Origin of the sequence: Nocardia goodfellowii (genome assembly GCF_017875645.1) — a bacterium.
Classification (GTDB): Bacteria; Actinomycetota; Actinomycetes; order Mycobacteriales; family Mycobacteriaceae; genus Nocardia; species Nocardia goodfellowii.
In genome coordinates, this window is record NZ_JAGGMR010000001.1 from 1383577 (window position 1) to 1403108 (window position 19532).

19 protein-coding genes are annotated in these 19532 nt (G+C 66.7%); 6 read left to right on the forward strand and 13 right to left on the reverse strand.

Annotation, left to right across the window (positions count from 1 at the left end; genetic code table 11):
• Nucleotides 1-77: 77 nt before the first annotated feature.
• The 4 genes from BJ987_RS05795 to BJ987_RS05810 form a co-directional block, all read right to left on the reverse strand.
• The gene (locus BJ987_RS05795; RefSeq protein ID WP_209885364.1) at nucleotides 78-542 is read right to left on the reverse strand and encodes a Het-E N-terminal domain-containing protein; all 465 of its coding nucleotides are present in this window, start codon (nucleotides 540-542) and stop codon (nucleotides 78-80) included.
• A gap of 281 nt (nucleotides 543-823) precedes the next feature.
• Nucleotides 824-2842, reverse strand: a complete 2019-nt coding sequence (locus tag BJ987_RS05800; protein WP_307869506.1) for a M13 family metallopeptidase — start codon at nucleotides 2840-2842, stop codon at nucleotides 824-826.
• 139 nt (nucleotides 2843-2981) lie between these two features.
• Nucleotides 2982-3359: a DUF397 domain-containing protein gene (locus BJ987_RS05805; RefSeq protein ID WP_209885366.1), complete on the reverse strand. Its 378-nt coding sequence runs from the start codon at nucleotides 3357-3359 to the stop codon at nucleotides 2982-2984.
• Between the two features lie 10 nt (nucleotides 3360-3369).
• On the reverse strand, nucleotides 3370-4221 hold the full coding sequence (locus BJ987_RS05810; protein WP_209885368.1) for a Scr1 family TA system antitoxin-like transcriptional regulator: 852 nt from the start codon (nucleotides 4219-4221) through the stop codon (nucleotides 3370-3372).
• 134 nt (nucleotides 4222-4355) lie between these two features.
• On the opposite strand from BJ987_RS05810, the gene BJ987_RS05815 reads away from it, so the two are divergent.
• Nucleotides 4356-4862 carry a hypothetical protein gene (locus BJ987_RS05815; protein WP_209885370.1) on the forward strand — a complete coding sequence of 169 codons (507 nt, stop codon included), beginning with the start codon at nucleotides 4356-4358 and terminating at the stop codon, nucleotides 4860-4862.
• 1 nt (nucleotide 4863) lies between these two features.
• Here the strand turns inward: BJ987_RS05815 and BJ987_RS05820 are convergent, their stop codons facing one another.
• Nucleotides 4864-5649 (reverse strand): pirin family protein, encoded by a 786-nt coding sequence (locus BJ987_RS05820; protein ID WP_209885372.1) that lies wholly within the window; start codon nucleotides 5647-5649, stop codon nucleotides 4864-4866.
• A gap of 164 nt (nucleotides 5650-5813) precedes the next feature.
• Here BJ987_RS05820 and BJ987_RS05825 point away from each other — a divergent pair, with 164 nt between their 5' ends.
• Nucleotides 5814-6293 carry an NUDIX domain-containing protein gene (locus BJ987_RS05825; RefSeq protein ID WP_209885374.1) on the forward strand — a complete coding sequence of 160 codons (480 nt, stop codon included), beginning with the start codon at nucleotides 5814-5816 and terminating at the stop codon, nucleotides 6291-6293.
• Between the two features lie 95 nt (nucleotides 6294-6388).
• Entirely contained in the window at nucleotides 6389-7714 is a 1326-nt protein-coding gene (locus BJ987_RS05830; protein WP_209885376.1) for an MFS transporter, read from the forward strand.
• On the opposite strand, the gene BJ987_RS05835 is transcribed toward BJ987_RS05830, so the two are convergent.
• Complete coding sequence (locus BJ987_RS05835) at nucleotides 7711-8196, reverse strand: hypothetical protein (protein WP_209885378.1); 486 nt, start codon at nucleotides 8194-8196, stop codon at nucleotides 7711-7713. The genes BJ987_RS05830 and BJ987_RS05835 overlap by 4 nt on opposite strands.
• 148 nt (nucleotides 8197-8344) lie before the next feature.
• Between BJ987_RS05835 and BJ987_RS05840 the strand changes: the two genes are divergently transcribed.
• On the forward strand, nucleotides 8345-9904 hold the full coding sequence (locus tag BJ987_RS05840) for a glycoside hydrolase family 183 protein (RefSeq protein ID WP_209885380.1): 1560 nt from the start codon (nucleotides 8345-8347) through the stop codon (nucleotides 9902-9904).
• Between the two features lies 1 nt (nucleotide 9905).
• On the opposite strand, the gene BJ987_RS05845 is transcribed toward BJ987_RS05840, so the two are convergent.
• The 6 genes from BJ987_RS05845 to BJ987_RS05870 all read right to left on the reverse strand — a co-directional run bounded on the left by BJ987_RS05845 (nucleotide 9906) and on the right by BJ987_RS05870 (nucleotide 16105).
• The gene (locus tag BJ987_RS05845) at nucleotides 9906-10985 is read right to left on the reverse strand and encodes an ABC transporter ATP-binding protein (protein WP_209885382.1); all 1080 of its coding nucleotides are present in this window, start codon (nucleotides 10983-10985) and stop codon (nucleotides 9906-9908) included.
• 23 nt (nucleotides 10986-11008) lie between these two features.
• Nucleotides 11009-12313, reverse strand: a complete 1305-nt coding sequence (locus BJ987_RS05850) for an ABC transporter substrate-binding protein (RefSeq protein WP_209897903.1) — start codon at nucleotides 12311-12313, stop codon at nucleotides 11009-11011.
• A 76-nt stretch (nucleotides 12314-12389) separates the two neighbouring features.
• Nucleotides 12390-13181, reverse strand: coding sequence for a carbohydrate ABC transporter permease (locus BJ987_RS05855; protein ID WP_245366587.1), 792 nt, complete (start codon nucleotides 13179-13181; stop codon nucleotides 12390-12392).
• 71 nt (nucleotides 13182-13252) lie between these two features.
• Nucleotides 13253-14182, reverse strand: a complete 930-nt coding sequence (locus tag BJ987_RS05860) for a carbohydrate ABC transporter permease (protein ID WP_209885386.1) — start codon at nucleotides 14180-14182, stop codon at nucleotides 13253-13255.
• Between the two features lie 239 nt (nucleotides 14183-14421).
• Complete coding sequence (locus BJ987_RS05865) at nucleotides 14422-15321, reverse strand: L,D-transpeptidase (RefSeq protein WP_372446928.1); 900 nt, start codon at nucleotides 15319-15321, stop codon at nucleotides 14422-14424.
• Between the two features lie 277 nt (nucleotides 15322-15598).
• Nucleotides 15599-16105, reverse strand: a complete 507-nt coding sequence (locus BJ987_RS05870; protein WP_209885390.1) for a DUF6764 family protein — start codon at nucleotides 16103-16105, stop codon at nucleotides 15599-15601.
• 169 nt (nucleotides 16106-16274) lie between these two features.
• On the opposite strand from BJ987_RS05870, the gene lppU reads away from it, so the two are divergent.
• Both lppU and BJ987_RS05880 read left to right on the forward strand, forming a co-directional pair.
• Nucleotides 16275-16907 carry an LppU family putative lipoprotein gene (gene lppU, locus BJ987_RS05875; protein WP_209885392.1) on the forward strand — a complete coding sequence of 211 codons (633 nt, stop codon included), beginning with the start codon at nucleotides 16275-16277 and terminating at the stop codon, nucleotides 16905-16907.
• Between the two features lie 36 nt (nucleotides 16908-16943).
• Entirely contained in the window at nucleotides 16944-18425 is a 1482-nt protein-coding gene (locus BJ987_RS05880) for an MFS transporter (protein ID WP_209885394.1), read from the forward strand.
• Between the two features lie 99 nt (nucleotides 18426-18524).
• Here the strand turns inward: BJ987_RS05880 and BJ987_RS05885 are convergent, their stop codons facing one another.
• Nucleotides 18525-19199, reverse strand: a complete 675-nt coding sequence (locus BJ987_RS05885) for a S1 family peptidase (RefSeq protein WP_209885396.1) — start codon at nucleotides 19197-19199, stop codon at nucleotides 18525-18527.
• Between the last annotated feature and the right edge of the window lie 333 nt (nucleotides 19200-19532).

The following is a 19532-nucleotide window of genomic DNA, read 5'->3' on the forward strand; positions in this document are numbered from 1 at the left end:
GACGCCGATGTTCGAGCCGGCACGAACCCCGGTGAAGTGGACCGACGGCCCGCGTTCCGGCGCGACAGTTCCGGGTGCTACTGACGCGCCTGGGTGGGGTCCGAGTCCTGCTGTCCCGCGCGCACTCGCTGGATCTCGATGTCGCCGTGGAACTTCGCGTCCACGGCCCGGACCCCGGTCCCGCTGGACTCGACCGAGCCGATCCGCAGCGCCGCCGCCTCGACCCGCTGGAGGTCGACGCCGATCGCCGGACCGGTGCCGGGCGCGTGCTCGCGGACCGCGGTGATCACCGCGCGCGCCGCGGCGAGCAACTGCGGGTCCGCATCGGCGCCGGCCGCGGACAAATCCTCGGCCAGTGATTCTCGCTTGGCCGCCGAATCGGGCTTGCGCTCGAGCGGCGCCACGTCCACCTCCCGGTAGCGACCGGTCAGCAGATTCTTCAGCGCTGTGTAGGCGTCGGTGACTGCCTGCGAGACAGTCTGCGTGACGCCCGCCCCCGCCCCGGCAGCGATCGCGGCGACGATCACCGTCACTGGTTCCATGGCAGCAATCGTGCCGAGCAATCATGCTGGGAGTCAACCGGTTTCAGGTAACTTTCTGGGTTCTGACCTGCGCATACCGATCGGTTCGAGGCATGATGGGATCACCCGGCGTTTTCGGCGGCGACCTTCAGGGCTCGCGACCGGACCTCTTGCACCTTGCGACGTGACGGCCATGTACATCTCCCTGAGGTCGACCGGGTAGAGCGGGACTCCGCTGTCCTCCGGTACCCGGCCGACCCTGCGGTCCGCAGCGCCGCAGCGCGCCGCGTAATCGTCGGCTACTACCAGATCCGTACGCGCTCAGCGGGTTCCATGTACAACGCGTCACCCGGTCCGACGTCGAAGGCCTCATAGAAGCTGTCCACATTGCGGACAACGGCGTTGCAGCGGAATTCCGGCGGCGAGTGCGGATCGATGGACAGGCGGCGGATGGCCTCCTCGGTGCGGGCCTTGGTGCGCCACACCTGCGCCCAGCCGTAGAAGACGCGCTGCAGACCGGTGAGGCCGTCCAGCACCGAGGCTTCCTTGCCGTCCAGGGAGATGCGGTACGCCTCCAGCGCGATCGAGAGGCCGCCCAGGTCGCCGATGTTCTCACCCACGGTGAACGCGCCGTTGACCTTGTGGTCGTCGGAGAGCTCCTGCGGCGACAAGGCGTTGTACTGCTCGATCAAAGCCTTGGTGCGCTTACCGAATTCGGCCCGGTCGTTGTCGGTCCACCAGTCGACCATATTGCCGTCGCCGTCGTATTTCGCGCCCTGGTCGTCGAATCCGTGCCCGATCTCGTGGCCGATGACCGCGCCGATACCGCCGTAGTTCGCGGCGTCGTCGGCGTTCATGTCGAAGAACGGCGGCTGCAGAATGGCGGCGGGAAAGACGATTTCGTTCATGCCCGGGTTGTAGTAGGCGTTCACCGTCTGCGGTGTCATGAACCATTCGGTGCGGTCGACCGGACCACCGAGTTTGTTCAGGTCGCGGTCGTGATCGGCGGCGTAGCCGCGCCGGTAGTTGCCGACCAGATCGGCCGGATCGATCTCGACGGCGGAGTAGTCGCGCCAGTTGTCCGGGTAGCCGATCTTGGGCGTGAACTTCTCCAGCTTGGCCAGCGCGGCCTGCCTGGTCTCCGGGCTCATCCAGTCGAGCTGGGAGATATTGCGCCGGTATGCCTCCTGCAGGTTGGCCACCAGCTCGACCATGCGCGCCTTGGCCTCGGGCGGGAAGTGCCGCGCCACATACAGTTTGCCGACCGCTTCGCCCAGCAGCGCCTCGACCAGGGACACTCCGCGCTTCCAGCGCTCCCGGTTCTCCGGCTGACCGCTCAACGTGCGCCCGTTGAAGTCGAAGCTTTCCTCGACCAGTTCGTCGGTGAGGTAGGCGGCGCGGGAACGGATGATCCGCCACGCCGTCCACGCCTTCCAGTCGTCCAGCGATTCCGAATCCCAGGTCTGGGCGAAGGTACGCAGGAACTCCGGCTGCCGCACCACGACCTCGGCGAACAGTTCGGGGCCGGACTTGTCCACGCCTTCGGCGAGCGCGGAAGTCCACGCGGCCCAGTCGAATTCCGGGTTGGTCGCGGTGAGTTCGGCGAAGGTGGTGAGGTTGTAGCTCAATTCGGCGTCGCGCCGCTTCACCACGTCCCAGTGCCCGGCGGCGAGCTTCTTCTCCAACTCGAAGACCCGCTCGCCGATCCCGTCCAGATCCGAGGGCAGCAGCGCCGCGATGCGGGGATCGGCGGCCGCGAGCGCGAACATCCGGCCGATGTGCGCGAGGTATTTGGCCCGGATCTCGGCGAATTCGTCCTGCCGGTAGTACGACTCGTCCGGCAGGCCGATGCCCGCCTGCGTGGTGTGGGCCAGGTAACGGGTGGAGTTCTTGTCGTCGGTGTCGACGTAGAACGAGACCGCGCCACCGACACCGGTGCGCTGCAACCGGCCGAGCAGCGCCGCGAAATCGGAGCGATCGCTCACGGCTCGCACGGCGGCGAGTTCGTCGGCGATCGGGGCCAGTCCGGCCGCGGTGACGGTCTCGGTGTCCATGAAGCTGGTGTACAGATCGCCGATTTTGCGCGCGTCGGTCCCCGCCTCGGCCTGTTCGGCGGCGGCATTCTGGATGATTGCTTGCACGTCCAGCTCGGCCTGGTCGTAGAGCGCGCGGAACGCGCCGTCGACCGACCGGTCGGCGGGAATCTCATAGGTGTCCAGCCATTTGCCGTTGACATGCGCGAACAGGTCGTCCTGCACCCGCACGGCCGCATTCAGGTGGGACAGATCGATACCGGAAGGGCTCGTCAGTTCGGAAGTCACGGTCTCCAGTATGCCGTCGGTCCGGAGTGCGCGGTGGAGCGGAAAGCACCCGGGCAGCAAGCAACCAGACAACAGCCGTCCGCGACCAGCACGGCAGGCCAGCGCACCCCGGCCACGAACCGCGGCCTGGATAACGGCTCTAGCGGGCCTGCGGGACCCGGTCGAATTCCCCGTCGCGGACGCCCGCCAGGAAGGCGGTCCATTCCTCCGGGGTGTAGCTGAGGGTGATGTCGCGGTGGCGCAACGTCGCGCTGCCGTCGGCGGAGGTGCGCACGAGCAACTGATCATGTGCTCGTCCGCTGTCGAGGAGCTTCAGGAACGAATTCCATTGACTCGCGGTAACCGTGATGATGGGCTCGTCGGCAAGGCGGTTGGCCGGGTTGCGGCGGTATTTGCTGTCGCGGATGAGCACCGCATCACCATCGAATCGGACCTCGACGCATTGGTTGCCGTTATTGGAACGAGACGATGTGAACCAGCCGGTGTGCTCCGGCAGCGGACTCGCGGTGGTGGCCATGCGCTGGATTTTACACTTTGTCATAGGCTCTGAGCAGCGCCAATGACCCGTCACGAGAAAGAGATTGGTCGAGCGCGCGCACGTATGCGAAACCGAGATCGCGCACCAGGTCCGGATCCTCGACAGCCCCGCCGAACACCGAGCTCTCCGCCCACCCGAAGGTCGGCAGCTGATCGCCGGCGAAGTCGATCAGGTGGAAACTGGAGCCGCCGAGAATCGCGCCGGCGGTCGCGGTGAACGGGATGACCCGCACCTCGATGTTGTCGTGCTTCTCCAGCAGATCGGACAGGTGACTCAACTGCCCGCGCAGCACCTGCGGCCCGCCGGTCTGCTGGCGCAGCGCGGCCTCCCCGATCACCGCCGTCAACTCCACCGGGCTCGGCCCGAAAAGCCGTTCCTGCCGCCGCATTCGGATACTCACCAGCTGTTCCACCTGCACCGGCCGGATCATGACGTCGGCGCTGATCAACGCGCGCGCGTAATCCTCGGTCTGCAGCAGGCCGGGCACGATGAGACTGTCGTAACTGCGGATGCTCTGCGCGCCGAACTCCATACCGTAGAGCCGTTGCAGTTCCGGGCCGATCAGCGCCGAGGACTTGGTCCACCAGCCGCGCTGCTTGCTGGCTTCCAGCAGCGCCAGCAGTTCGGTGCGTTCCTCGGCGTCCACTTCGAGCAGTTCGAGGACGGGACCGATGGTGTTGGCGGTGAGGACGCGGCGGCCCTTCTCCACGTGCGACCAGTTCGCGGCGGTGAAGCCGACACGTTTGGCGAAGGTCGCGGAGTCGAAGCCGCGCTGTTCCCGTAATTCCCGCAGGCGCAACACCAGTTCCCAGCGCGCGACAGTGGGCGAAACGGGTGCCATGACTGGGCATGGTACGCCCGGCCGATTCTCCTGCGTGTGACTATTGTCAACCCGGTTTCCCGAGGCTACTGTCCCTCTCAGCTGGCCGTTCACCCGTCATATCGATCCATCGATGCATCGAGGCGAGGTTCGTCATGAGTACGTCCCGCACAGATCCCGGCAGTCCCGAAGCTTTCGCGGCGACCCAGGATGCCATCGCACGGTGCCGCCGATATCGCAAGGACCATGGGCTATACGGGCTGGTCGATCCGGCGCTCGGCCGAATCATGTTGGAAGTCGGGGCCGTAGGCGCGGTCGTCATGCCGGCCCCGCTCGGCGAACGGGTGCGGGCACTGCTGGCCCGCGACCAGGCGAGCACCGGGCCGGTCATCGCGCACCCGCGTTCAGGGCGCTGGACGTTCCTGACCGGACCGACCGACAGCTCGTTTCTCGATACGGCGCTGTTCTCGGATCTGTTCCGGGTGTGCGCGTCGGTGGCGTTGCCGGGCACCCGGGTGGTGTTGCCCTCCCCCGCCGACGAGCAAGCCGACTACCGCCTGTGGATAGACCCGCCGCAACGCGATTTCCGCCCACTGCTCGGTGACGTGGTCGCGGCGACCCGGGCCTGCTCGGCCCGGATCCGGGAACCCGCGACGGAATGAACTACTGCCCGCCCAGGCGCGCGTGCATCTCCCAGATGAGAACCTCGGCGGGCTCGCGGGCGGTGACGCGCTGACCGCCGGATCTGCTGAGCCGCACGGCATCACCCTCGTACAGCGGACCCACACCCTCCATCTCCACCTCGCCCCGCGCGACGAACACATGCAGATACGGTGCGTCGGGAAGATCGATGACCTGCGGTGTGCCTTCGACGCCCGGCATCCGCGCCACATGGAACGCCGAATGGCTGCTGTTGATGGCGATGGCGGTGCGATCGCGATAGCGCGGCAGGCCCGAGGCCACGGTGACCAGTCCACCGGCCGCCAGTTCGGCATCGATTTCGAGCTGCTGATAACCGGGGGTCAGGCCGGGCTCATCCGGCACCACCCACATCTGCACGAAGTGGACCGGGTCCTCGTGTGCGGCGGCGGCGTCGGACAGTCGCCAGGAGTCGTTCTTCTCCGAGTGCAGAATGCCGGTACCCGCGCTCATTCGCTGAGCCAGGCCCGGATAGATAACGCCACTGTGGCCCAGCGAATCCTGATGTACCAGGCTGCCGCCGAGCACCCAGGTCACGATCTCCATGTCCCGGTGCGGGTGGGTTTCGAAGCCCTGACCCGGCAACACGACGTCTTCGTTGTTGACCAGCAGCAACCCGTGGTGAGTGTTCTCGGGGTCGTAGTGCTCCCCGAAGGAGAAGGAATGCTTGGAGTCCAGCCACGATATCCGCGTTTTCATGCGGTCACCGCCGCGGTGGATGTCGATATGGGGAGTCGTGAGCGTGGACATCGGGGTCCCTCCTTCTCCGACCAGCGCTTCCGGGTGGAGCACCGCCGACGGGGTACCCCGGATTCCGAGTAAATTGTCCTGCACTTGGCATTTTACCCAGCGACTCCCGGGTGAACTCCAGGTGAGGAGTATCCGCGCGACAACGGAACCGGAGGTGACTCACGATGCGGCCCGAGACACTCGAACACATCGAGCGGGACCTGCGGGCGAGCGCGCGGGCCGAGGGCATCACCGACTTCGTGGTGGGCGTCGCCGTCTTCCGTGACCACAAGCTGCTGGTGGTGCGCCGGGTGCCGAATGCCTACTACGGCGGGATGTACGAACTGCCGGGCGGCGGCGTCGAGGCCGGGGAGACCTTCGCCGAGTGCGTCGTCCGGGAACTGCACGAGGAGACCGGGCTTCGGGTGCGCGGCATCGTGGAGTTCCTCGGCGGCGTCGACTACGCCACCCGCACCAAGGCCAGGGTGCGCAAGTTCTCCTTCATCGTCGAAGCCGAGCCCGGCCGGGTGGAATTGGCACCGGGTGAGCACGACGCCCACGCCTGGATCGACGCGGGCGCGCTCGAGGTGCTGCCGTTCGCGCCCGATACCCGCGAGACCATCCGGGTTCTGGTCGATTCGCTGGATCAGTCGCACCGGGCCTGAACTACCGCGGCGCGGTTGGAGCCCGAGGCGATAGCGCGGCGTAACCAGGTAGGGCTCAGCGACGACCGCCGATCGGGCACGGCACAATCAGCACGATGTCGACAGCCTCCGCCCCGCCCGAGTCGGTGCCGTTGCGCACCGCGCTGCGCGCGAGTCCGGGTGTGCTGCGCTTGGCGATCATGCGTTTCGCCGGGCAGTTCGGCGACGGGATGTTCCAGGCCGCGCTGTCCGGCGCGATCCTGTTCAATCCGGAGCGCGAGACCGATCCGCTCGCCATCGCCGCCGGTTTCGCCGTGCTGCTGCTGCCGTATTCGCTGATCGGGCCGTATGCCGGTGCGCTGCTGGATCGATGGGACCGGCGCGCGGTGCTGTTGGTGGCCAACATCGCGCGGGCGGTGCTGATCGGCGCGGTCGCGCTGGGGCTGCTGGCCGGGATCGGCGAGACGCCGCTGTTGCTCGGCGCGCTGGCGGTGGTCGGGATCAGCAGGTTCGTGCTGGCGGGGGTGTCGGCGGCGTTGCCACGGGTGCTGGCGCAGCAGTGGCTGGTGCCGATGAACTCGGTGTTCGCGACGGTCGCTTCGGGATGTGCCGGGGTGGGCGCGGCGGCCGCGGTGGGGATCATCGGGGTGCTCGGCGCGGGTGATTTCGCCGCGGCGGTGGCGGTCGGGGTGAGCGCCGCCGGATCGGTGCTCGGCGCGCTGCTCGCGACGGGGTTCCGGGCCCGGGTGCTCGGGCCGGCGGACGGAACCGCGGGCCGGGAGAGCGCGGTGCGCGCGATCGCGACGGGGCTGCGCACCGGAGCGGCGGCGGTGTGGCAGTCGGCGCAGGTGACCACCGCGATGATCGGCATCGGGGCGCATCGAATCGTGTTCGGCACCAACACGTTGATCATGGTGCTGGTGTTGCGGCAGCCACCGGCGGGCGGCTCGGGACTGGGCAGTGGGTTGCTCGGTTTCGGGGTCGCGATCACCGCGGTCGCCTCGGGCATGCTGGTGGCCGCTGTCGTCGCGCCGCTGGTGATTCCGCGGCTCGGACGGCCGCGCACCGTGGTGGCGGGCTTGCTGACCGCGACACTGGTGCAACTGATGCTGGTCACGCCGATCGCGGTGGCCGAGTCCGGGCCGATCGCCCAGTACGCGCAGCATCTGCTGCTGGCCGGGGCGTTCCTGTTCGGGCTGGCCGGGCAGACGATCAAGCTGACCGGTGACGCGACAATGCAGATCGATATCGACGATGCTCGGCGCGGGCAGGTGTTCGCGCTACAGGACACCGTCTTCAATATCGCCTTCGTACTGGCGATAGCCGTTGCGGCGCTGGCGATTCCCGCCGACGGACGATCGCTGCCGGTGGTATCGGCCGGTGCGGCAGTGTATTTCGCCGGAATAGTCGCGATCGCGCTGAATGCGCGGCGGGCGCGTTAGTCGTTGCGCCAGGAGTCCTCGGCCTGCTCCGGTGGTTCGAACTCGCGCAGCGGTGCGCGCAGCGAATCATGGGGCAGGACAGGATATTCCGCGAGTACGCGATCGAGGTCGGCGGTCACGATATTGTCCGGAGCCGGCCCCCGGTCCGGCTCGGTCTCGAGCCCCGGTTCGGGACGGATGGTCCACTCCAGTGGCTCGTTGGCCGAGTCGAAGCCGGTGACCAGGTGATTCCAGGTGCCCAGGCCGGACGGGTCGGTGTAGAAGTGGTCGAGGATTCCGTCGTCGGTCAGGTCGAGCGCGGCCACATCGGCGACACCGGTGCCGTGCGTATCCCACAGCGCGTCGTCGAGGAGGCCGTCGCCGTCGAAATCCAACTGCACCGCGTCGACCGTGCCGGTGCGGGCCAATTCCAGATCCGCCGGTGACGACCAGACATGGACCTCACCGTCACCCGTCCCGAAGACGTATTCGATATCGCTCATATCCAGTTGGACGCAGGCCAGCGGTTTCCGGTTCCATATCGAATGTATTCCGACCGCCCGGCCTCCCGCGCCCGCGCACCGACTCGGGTAAGTTGATCCTCCCGCGCTGCCCCCGTACGAGCCGAATCGACCAGGGAGTCAACAGATCATGGGATTGCTGCCGGAGAAACTGGATGCGCCAGTGGTCTTCGGAGCGGTCCTAGCCGGACTGCTCTGCGTGCCGTCCCCGGCGCAGGCCGACCCGCATCCGTGGGCGCCGCCGCCGGTGAATCTGTGCGGCGAGGTCGGCTTCGATCCGCTGCTGCGGCAACCCGACCCCAGTCTGCCGCCTCCGCCGCCGGTCCAGATTCCGCCGAGGATCGAGATTCCGGTGCCGGTCCCCGAGTTCACCCCGGTGCCGGTGCCCGATCCGCCGCAGGACAACACGCGCGTCAAGTCGGAGCCACTGCCCGCCGATCCGTGCCGCAACCCGTGTCCGGATGTCCGGGACACTCCCGAGCCCGAGGAATCGACGGAACCGGAGACACCGGACACCGGGTCGGGTTCCGGTTCGAGTTCGGGTTCGGGCCGGTTCGAGCTGCCGCGGCTGGAGATCAAGCCGGAGATCGAGCCCATTCCGATCCCGTATCCGGGCGACGACGGGGCGGAACCGCAGCCTGCTCCGCCCCGGGTGGTGCACCCCGCCGAACCCGGGCCGGTCGCCGAGCCGGTGGCCGGCCCGCAGGTCGAGCGGGTGGAGTTGGTCAGCCAGGTCACCGGCCACGGCTCGCTCAACCGTACCGATTTGCGCTGGCAGGTCGACGGCACCGACCTGGGCCTGATGTGGGAGACCGAGCCCGGGAAGGTGGCCGTGGTCTTCGGCGACACCTTCGGTGCCGGCTGGGTGACCGGCGGAGCGGGCGGCCCGGACTGGCGCAGCAATGTGCTCGGGTTCAGCACCGACCGTCACCTCGAAGACGGTCTGACCATCGACTCCTTCGTGCAGGACAGCCGCTGCCACGCGGCCGAATTCCTGGCCAGTCGCAAGATCAAGAACTGGGAGACCACGGTCATCCCGACCTCGGGATTCGCACTGGGTGCCCGCCAGTACCTGAGCTACATGTCGGTGAACCGCTGGAGCCGCATCCCCGGGCTGTGGTCCACCAACTACGGCGGTATCGCCTACTCCGACGACGGCGGCAGCACCTGGGTCAAAGACGAGCATGCCAAGTGGGACAACATGTTCGGCCGCGGCCGCTTCCAGGTCGCCGCCATGGTCCCGCAGGGCGACTACGTCTACATGTTCGGCACACCCAACGGCCGGATCGGCATGATCGCGCTGGCCCGCGTGCCCAAGGCCGAGGTGCTCAACAAGTCGGCTTACCAGTACTGGGTCGACGGCAACTGGGCGCCCGCCGCCGAAAACGGCGCCGACCCGATCGTGCTCGGGCTCGCGAGCGAGATCTCGGTCCGCTACGACGCGGCCGCGGAACAATGGCAGATGGTTTACCTGGACCCGGGTAAGGGCGCCATCGTCGTCCGCAATGCCGCCGCGCCCCAGGGTATTTGGACCGAAGCCGCGACCCTGGTCACCACCGCCGACTATCCGAAGTCCTACGGCGGCTTCATCCACCCCTGGTCCACCAGCGAGGATCTCTACTTCACCATGTCGGCGTGGGACAGCTACAACGTCTATCTGATGCGGGCGAAGCTGAAACCGTCCGAGTGAGTCAGCGCAGGCGCTGCTCGGTCTCGGCGTCGAAGAAGAAGATCTCGTCCAGCTTGGGCCGCAGCCGCAGCCGCTCGCCCAGGGCGATCTGGAAGTGCCGGTCGACGCGGGCGACGACCTTCCCGGAGCGGCTGGACCACGCCGCGGTGATCGGGTGGCTGTAGACGAAGGATTCGGCGCCGAGCTCCTCGAGCAGTTCGGCGTCGACCGCCAGGCTGTTGTCGGGATCGGTGGTGACTTCCCAGGATTCGGGGCGGATACCGATGATCACGCGGGCCTGGGAGTTGTTGTTGGGCACCGCGATCCGGAGGTCCTCGAGCACCGCGTGACCATCTTCGACGGGCGCCTCGAGCAGGTTCATGCCCGGTGAACCGATGAAGCCGGCGACGAAAGTGTTCAGCGGGTTGTCGTAGAGCTCGCGCGGTGCGGCGATCTGCTGGAGTTTGCCGTCGAGCATGACCGCGACCCGATGCCCCATCGTCATGGCCTCGACTTGATCGTGGGTGACATAGACGGTGGTGGTGCCGAGCCGTTTTTGCAGGGCGGCGATCTGCGAGCGGGTGCTGACCCGGAGTTTGGCGTCCAGGTTGGACAGCGGCTCGTCCATGCAGAAGACCCGCGGGCGGCGCACGATGGCGCGCCCCATGGCGACCCGCTGCCGCTGGCCACCGGAGAGTTTCGCCGGTTTGCGATCCAGCAGCGCTTCGAGTTCGAGCATTTTCGCGGCTTCCAGCACCCGGACCTTGGTGTCGGACTTGCTCATTCCCATATTGCGTAGCGCGAAGCCCATGTTCTCGGCGACGGTCATATTGGGGTAGAGCGCGTAGGACTGGAAGACCATGGCGACGTCCCGGGCCCTGGGCGGCAATCCGGTGACGTCCTTGCCGTCGATCAGGATGCGGCCCCGCTCCACCGATTCCAGGCCCGCGAGCATGCGCAGGCTGGTGGATTTGCCGCAGCCCGACGGGCCGACGAGGACGATGAATTCCCCGTCGGCGATGTCGAGTTCGAGGTTGTCGACAGCAGGGCTCGGCGCACCGGGATACTGGTGCGTCACCCCGTCGAAGTGCACTGTCGCCATGCTGTTTGTCTCCTGACGTGTTGCTACTTGGGCAGTTTCGGGGTGATCTGCCGGTCGATGATGGCCTGCAGCTGGGTGGTCACTCCGGCGAAGACCGTGGCCGGGTCGGCATTCTGCAGACCGATCTGTTCCAGCCCGGTACCGATGATCTGGTCGCCGCCCGGCACGAATACCCGGGCGTAGTCCTGCGACTTGGTCACCGCCAGCTGGTCGATGGCGACCTTGGAGTTCGGATTCTTCGCCAGGAATTCCTGCTCGCTCGGATCACTGACCGCCGATTTGCGGACCGGCATGTAGCCGGTGTTCTGCGAGAAGTACGCGGTGTTGGTGGCATTGGTGATGAACTCGATGAACTTGAGCGCGTTCACCTTCCGCTCATCGGAGATGCGCGACGGGATGGCCAGGCCCGCGCCGCCGGTGGTGACGCCCGGACCGTTCGGGTGCGGCAGGAACGCGGTGCCGAAACTCAGCTTGCCCTCGGCGTTCTTGGTGATGCCGCGCAGATCGCCGGTGGAGGCGATACAGGAGGCGATGACGCCGGCGCCGAAATCGACCGCGATCTGCGGCTTGATGCCCGCGTACTTCTTGGTGTGGATCATGTCCCGCAGGAACTGACCGGCCTTGATGGTGTTGGGGTCGTTGAACTTCAGCGTCCACTTGTCGGAGTAGGCGCCGCCGAAGGTCCAGTTCGGTCCCTGGAAGGTCCAGGCCAGGTAGTTCTTGGCGTCACCCCAGCCGTGCGCGAGCTTGTCCGGGCCGACGACGGCCTGAATCCGCGGACCCCACTCGTCGAACTCCTGCCAGCTGTTCGGACCGCGGTCCGGCAGACCGGCTTTGGACCACACGTCCTTGTTGTAATAGAACAGCGGGGTCGAGCGGGCGTAGGGCAGTGCGTAGTGCTTGCCGTTGAACAGGTAGTCCGCCGCCAGCGAGTCGACGTAGTCGTCGAGCTTCACCCCGGCGTCGCCGAAGTGCCCGTCCAGCGGTTCGATGGTGCCGTTGAGCGCGTAGTTGAACCACCAGACGTCCGACAGCACAACCACATCGGGCAGATCACCGCCGGACAGCGCCGCGTTGAACTTCTGCGACACCTCCTCGTAGTTCTTGCCCGCGTCGACCAGGTTCACCTTCAGGTCGGGATAGGCGGCCTGGAATCGGTTGATCAGCTCCAGCTCGAAATCCTTCGAGGTGCCGGGATGGTTGGACCAGAACGAGATGGTCTTGCTGTCACCGCCCTGCTTGCTGCCGCTGCCGCCGCCCGCACACGCGGTGAGCAGGGCGCCGGCGGCGGCCGCGCCGGTCAAGCCGATGAAGCCGCGCCGCGACAGCGCCGGGAACCGGGAATCGGCGGACCGCGCCGCGGGCGGGGTGGATGGGTGCTGTGATCGGGACACCTGGATCTCCTTAACCTTTGACCGCACCCGAGGTGAGGCCTTTGATCATGTGACGTTGCAGGAGCAGGAACACCACGAGGATCGGCAGCATCGTCAGCAATGTCCCCGACATCACCGGGCCCCAGTTGGTGACGCTCGGATTCTCGGTGTTCTGCAGCAGAGTCAGGCCGACGGGCAGTGTCGCGACATCGGTGGTGTCGGCCATCAGGAACGGCCAGAGATATTCGTTCCACTCGTTGACCAGCGTGACGACCGCGAACGCGACCATGGTGGGCCCGGACATCGGCAGCACCACCCGGGTGAGCAGGCGCCACCAGCCCGCGCCGTCCATGCGCGCGGCCTCGATCACTTCGCTCGGCAGTGACAGGAAGTGGTTGCGCATCAGGAAAGTGCCGAAGGCGACGCCGCAGAGCGGAACGATGATGCCCTGGAAGGTATTTCGCCAGCCTAGCTGGGCGATCAGCGCGTAGTTGGAGATCACCGTGATCTGGTTCGGCACCATCAGCGCGGCGATGATCACCAGGAACACGAAGGTCTTGCCGGGGAAGCGCAGGAAGACCAGCCCGTAGGCGCTGAAGATGCCGAGGACGAACTTCACCGCCGCGATCACACCGGTGATGACCAGCGAATTCCGCAGGAAGGTCCAATACGGCAGCGTGGTGGTGGCCTCGCTGTAGTTCTCCGGATGCCAGCTGTGCGGCCAGTACACCGCGGGCTGCACATAGATGTCGGGGCGCGCCTTGAACGAGGTGATGAAGATCCAGAACAGCGGCACCCCGACGATGATCAGTACGCACACCATGGCGGCGTAGCCGAGCACCGTCACCAGGCGCTGCCGGCGCCGGTACGAAAGTGTTTCCACAGCAGGAGTTTTCACCGTTCGCCTCGATCCATGATGCGCACCTGCACCAGCGTCACGATGAGCAGCACCAGGAACATGATGGTGGCCACGGTCGCGCCGTAGCCCGCGCGGAAGTTGCGGAACGACTCCTCGTACACCTGGTAGACCATCGTCATGGTGCCGGTGCCGAGCGGCCCGCCGCGGGTCATCACATTGATGATGTCGAAGACCTGCAGTGAGTTCAGCAGCACCGTGATGGACAGGAAGAACGTCGTCGGACGCAGTTGCGGCAGCAGCACTTTGGTGAATGTGGTCCAGCGGCTCGCGCCGTCGATCTCGGCGGCCTCCATCAACTCGGCCCGAACGCCTTGCAGCGCGGCCAGATAGATGACGAAGCTGTAGCCGAGGTTCTTCCAGATGTAGGTCACCGTCACCATGAACAGCGCCCAGTCCGGGTCTTGATAGAAGTCGGGCACCTTGTCCACGCCGATCCGGTGCAGCAGATCCTGCACCAGGCCGAAGCTGGGATCGAAGATGAACTGGAAGGCCACGCCGATGGCGGCGCCGGAGATCACGAACGGCGCGAAGATGGCCGAGCGGACCATATTGCGGCCGAACAGCTTCCGGTCCAGCAGCAGCGCCAGTGCCAGACCCAGCACCATGGATCCGGCCACGGCGGCCACGGTGAAGATCAGGGTGTTGGAGACGATCTGCCAGGAGTCGTCGCGGCCGAACCACTCGGTGTAGTTCTCGAATCCGATGTAGGTGACGAACTGGTCGGAGATATTGAAGTCGGTGAACGAGAGCCGGATGTTGTCGACCAGCGGCCGGTAGACGAACAGCGTGAGCAGCGCGAGATTCGGAGCTACCAGCACGAAGAACAGCGCGTAGTCCTGCCACGGCCGTCCGCGCCAACCCTTACCTCGGGGTTGCGGGAGTACACGCTCGGGTCTGGATCGCACCGCGGAAGCCTTACGGCGCGCAGCTAATAGAGAGTTAACGCCGCCGGGCGGCGAGCTGAACACTGTCCCTACCCGCCCCGCCGGCTTGGCCTCCTGCCGTCCCCGTGTGCGCATGCGCGCAAGTGAACCAAGGAGCGGACAAACCGGTCAGCGAATTCGCCGAATTGATCTTTAAGTTCCCGGGGAACGACGAAGGGCCACCGGAAACCGGTGGCCCTTCGGGTATCAGCGGGTGCGGATCAGTTCCAGTCGCCCAGACCGTCACGCGCGTTGAGGGTGCCGCCGGTGGTGTTCTGCACGATCACCGGGTCGCCCCGCTTGACGTTCTCGAAGAACCAGCGGCCGTTCTCGGTGCTCACGTTCAAGCAACCGTGGCTCGCGTTCGAAACGCCCTGCTGCGCGACCGACCACGGTGCGGCGTGCACGAAGATGCCGCTGTTGGAGATGCGGGTGGCGTATTCGACCTCGACCTTGTAGCCCTCCGGATCGGTGATCGGCACACCGTAGGTGGAGGAATCCATCGTCATCTTCCGCAGCTGCTCGCCGACGATGTAGATGCCGTTGGGGGTTTCGTGCTTCGGCTTGCCCATCGAGATGGGCATGGTCTGCACGACCTCGCCGTTGCGGGTGATGGTCATGGTGTGGGTGGCGTCGTCGGCGGTGGCGATGACCGCGTCACCGATCCGGAACGCGCTGCGGGTGCCGCCCGCCTCGACCGTCACCTCGGTGTTGTCCGGCCAGAAATCGTTCGGCCGGAAACGCACCTGCTTGTCGCCCCACCAGGTGAAGTGGCCGGGCGCGGGCTTGGACGACGTCACCTTGATGACCTTCTCCACGGCCGCGCGGTCGCCCTCGGCGATGGGATCCTTGAAGTTGATGATGATCGGCTGCGCGACGCCCACCGTCTCGCCGTCGGCGATATTGATGCTCGGCGGCGCGAAGGTGATCTTCGGCGCGGGATCGGTGGCCGAGGAGCCCAGCCCGGGGAAACCGGGGATCAGCGGTTCGGCCTGAGCCGGCGCGACGATCAGGGCACCGGCCGCTGCCACCGCCGCGGACAATAGGACGCCCTGCCGCAGGCGGCGGGATAGCCGGGATTGCGATCTCGGCGACGACCTGTTGTGCGAACCGGCATGCATAGGTACCTCATCCATTCCAAGAAAATAGGTAGAACTGACCCGACCCCGTCCGTCCTTCCTACCTGCCGGGCGTGAACGGAATCCAGCGCGATTCGAGATTGATACGAGCCGACCGGCCGGTGTGTCCTACGACACAGAAGTCGTTGGTAGTAGCCAACATTCACCAAAGGTGCCGGTCACCTCGGCGAGTCCCGGGGGCCGCGGGATCCCGGCCGTCCGTACGGTTTACCGGAACACCAAACCGGTTCGTGACGAAGATCACGTCTGGGAGGTGTTTCTAGGCGCGCAACCCGAACGGCGTCGCCAGACAGCTCGCCCCCGTGGCCGAGTTCCACGCGAAGGCGCCCGACCCGAGGCAGACCACGGTGTTCTCGGCGCTGCTGACCTGCGCCCGCGACCCGTTGACCGCGATCGCGATGCCGAGGGTGTCGCCGGGCGGGCCGGTGCCGGACAGGGCGGTGAGGGCGATCGCGTCCGGGCCCAGCCCGATGGCGATCGGCATGCCGCCCGACCCTTCGCTGGCGCCGACCCCACCGGCCGCGCCGATGCCGAGTGCGACCGCGCCGAGCGTGGCATTGGCATAGCCGACACCGTCGAAACCGGCGGCCCGCGCCTGCCCGATCGTGTCGGTGACCGCACGACAGGCCGTGCGGCCGTCGATGACGGTGATGTCCAAGCCGCTGTCGGACGCGCAGTGCACATCGGCGGCGGTGGCGGGCCCGGGCAGCAGGAACGAGGCTCCGGCCGCGGCGGACGCCACACCGACAGCGCTGATCAGCTTCACGGACTGCCCCTTTCCCACCGGTCGTCCCCACCCTAACGGGCGAAGTTGAAAGATTTGCGTTTCTACTGGTACCCGGCACGGCGCGGCGGCGTCGTTACGAGTCGACGCGCAGGCGGCGATTATGTAAGCATGGCGTGTTATTTCGGCGGGCAGCTCGGGAGGACTGTACGTGTCTCGTCTACTTGAGCGTCTCGCGCTGGGCGTCAGCGCCGTGGTGGCCGTGGCGGCGCTGGCCGCGTGCGGGCAGACCATCGAAGGCCGGGCGAAGCCGATCGGAGACGGGACCGTCGACGCGGTGGGGACCAGCACCACGAAAACCGCCACGGCCAAACCGAGTTCGAGTTCCCGGTCGAGTACGAGCAAGACGGCCAGTCCCACCGCTCCGGACCAGGGCGGCAGTATCGATTTCGACGCGGCCGTCGGCGACTGCGTCAGTCTCGGCGGCGCCAGCAACGATCCGAAGATCGAGAAGGTCGCGTGCGGCAGCAAGACCTCCAATTACAAGGTCATCGGCAAGGTGCCCAACACCTCGGAGTGCGTCAGCGACCGCGACAGCTACTACGCCGAAAAGCGCAACGGGATACAGACCGGTGCGCTGTGCCTGGACATCGACTGGGTGGTCGGCGACTGCATGGATGTCGGCGGCGAGGACCCCAAACGCATCGATTGCACCGAGACCGCCGTCGAGGGCGTGAAGGTGGTCAGCATCGAACAGAACACCACCGCCGTGGCCTCCTGCGGCACCGGCTCCGGATTCACCTACAAGGAACGTAAATTCGTGGTCTGCGTCTCCGACATGTAGCCCCGACTTGTCGGTTCCGGTGGCTAGTTTGTACCGGTGAGCACCCTCTCGGAGCTACCCCGCCTGCAGTCGGCCACCGGCCGCTGGATTCTGCTCGCCACCATCCTCGGTTCGTCCGTGGCTTCGCTGGACGCGACCGTCGTCAATATCGCGCTACCGCGTATCGGCGAGGAGCTGCGTACCGACGTGGCCGGCCTGCAGTGGACGTTGAACGGCTACACGCTCACGCTGGCGGCGTTCATTCTGCTCGGCGGTTCGCTCGGCGACCGGCTCGGCCGGCGCAAGGTGTTCCTCTGGGGCGCCGTCGGTTTCGCGATCGCCTCGGTGCTGTGCGGGGCCGCGGTGAATATCGAGATGCTGGTCGCCGCGCGCGTGCTGCAGGGCATCGCGGGCGCGATGCTCACTCCCGGCAGCCTGGCGCTGATCTCCTCCTCCATCGACAGTCGTGACCAGGGCGCCGCGATCGGCTTGTGGTCCGGGTTCGGCGGTGTCGCGGGTGCGCTCGGTCCGTTCCTCGGCGGCTGGCTCATCGATGTGGTGGGCTGGCGCTCCATCTTCTTCCTCAATGTGCCGCTGGTACTGGTGGTCGTGCTGGTAGCGCTGCGCCACGTACCCGAGAGCCGGGATCCGGACGCCACCAACCGCCTCGATGTGCCGGGCGCGGTGGTGGTCGCGCTCGCGCTCGGCGCGCTGACCTTCGGCCTGATCGAGGTCAACGCGCTGCTCATCGTCGGCGGCCTGCTGCTGCTCGCCGCCTTCGTGGTGATCGAGCTGCGCAGCGATCATCCGCTGGTGTTGCCGGCGCTGTTCCGCTCACGGGTCTTCACCGCGGCCAATCTGGTCACCCTGGCCGTGTACGCCGCGCTGGGCGGCGTGTTCTTCCTGCTCGTGCTGGAACTGCAACTGGTGGCCGGTTATTCGCCGCTGATGTCGGGGGTGGCGACGGTCCCGATCACGCTGATCATGCTGGTGCTGTCGGCACCGGCGGGCCGCTGGGCGCAGGTGCACGGCGCCCGGATCCCGATGACGCTCGGTCCGCTGCTGGCCGCCGCGGGCTTGATCCTGTTGCTGCGCATCGGGCCCGACACGGTCTACCTCACCGATGTCCTGCCCGGCGTGCTCGTCTTCGGGCTCGGTCTCGCGGTCCTGGTCGCCCCGCTCACCGGAGCCGTGCTGGGTGCGGTACCGGCCAGCGAGGCCGGTGTCGCCTCCGGCGTCAACAACGCGGTCGCCCGCACCGCCCAGCTGCTGGCGGTGGCGGCGCTGCCCGGCCTGGCGGGCATCTCCGGATCGCTCTCCGACCCAACGGAGTTCGATCGTGGCTTCGCGACGGCGATGTGGATCTGCGTGGGGCTGCTGGTGGCCGGCGCGCTGCTGGCGGGTGTGCTGCTGCGCCCGGAGCGCAAAACACCGGCGACGCTGCGCAAGAAGCCCGAGCTCGATCGCGTCGACTGCGTTCCACAGTGCGCGATCTCCGGTCCGGCGGTCGCCCCCCGCCGGTCGCTGACCGGGTCCTGAAAGCCCGGCCCGGCAGGTAAGGGCCCGGCAACGAGGTAAGGGCCCGGCAACGACAAAGGGCGGACGCTCACGCGTCCGCCCTTCGTACCGATCGTCAACCTAGATAGGCCGGAAACCAGCTCCGACGCCGCCGCGGGCGTTGATGTCGTCCATGATCACGGTCATATTGGTGCCGACCTCCGGACCGAAGCAGGCCAGCGCGAGGTAGGCGTTCACCATGCCGACCAGTGTCGAGCCGACGACCACCGGTGCGCCGGAATCGCCTTCCACGACGCACATCTGGGTCCAGGTCTCGATCTTGCTGTCGAACACGTCGCCCCACACCAGGCCACAGGTGTTGCCGGTGGTGCGGCCTTCCTTGCAGACGACCATCGGGAACTGCGGCGGCCCACCGACATTGGTGATGGTGACGCCGCCGACCCGGTTCACCGGCACGATGCTGCCCGGATCGAACTGGATCACCGCGTAGTCGAGGTCGTGGTTGGAGTAGATGAATCTGCCGATCACGCCCGCGTCGCGATCGGACTCGGCGTAAACCTCGGCGCCCGCGTCGCCGCAGTGGCCGGCGGTGAGCCCGACGAGCCGGCCCGCGTTGTCGTGGCCGACCGTGGTGACAGTGCATTCGAATTGGTTGTCGATGATGATCCCGGAGCCACCACCCAGGACCGGCGGGGCGGGCGCGCCTTGCGCGGCTCCAGCGCCCGTCCCGAGCAACGCCGCACCCAGGGCTACGGCGAGGACGGCGTGTGCCGCCTTGGCGAGTTTGCTGAACATGTCCCTCCAGACGTCGGAAGCCCGCACGATATCAATCTGTCGCACCCATCGTGTCAGTATTCGGTGCCGGGCGCGTCAGGTAGGGGTCTGTGTCGCTGATAGCGAGGCCCTATTGAAACCGTTTGATCGGTGCCCGAATTTGTATTCCGGGAACGACATCCGTTTGTCCAATTGGCATTTGAAAACAGGGCTTTTTTAGATGAAAGTTTTCCTGGTAAACACTCGGAGATACTCGGGACCTGGTCGTAACGTCGCAGGTGAGCTGTCACGGGTTCTAGAACTTTGCCTGGCTTTTTGGGGCGTGTCCCAAATAATGGACAGGCACTGCTGGCA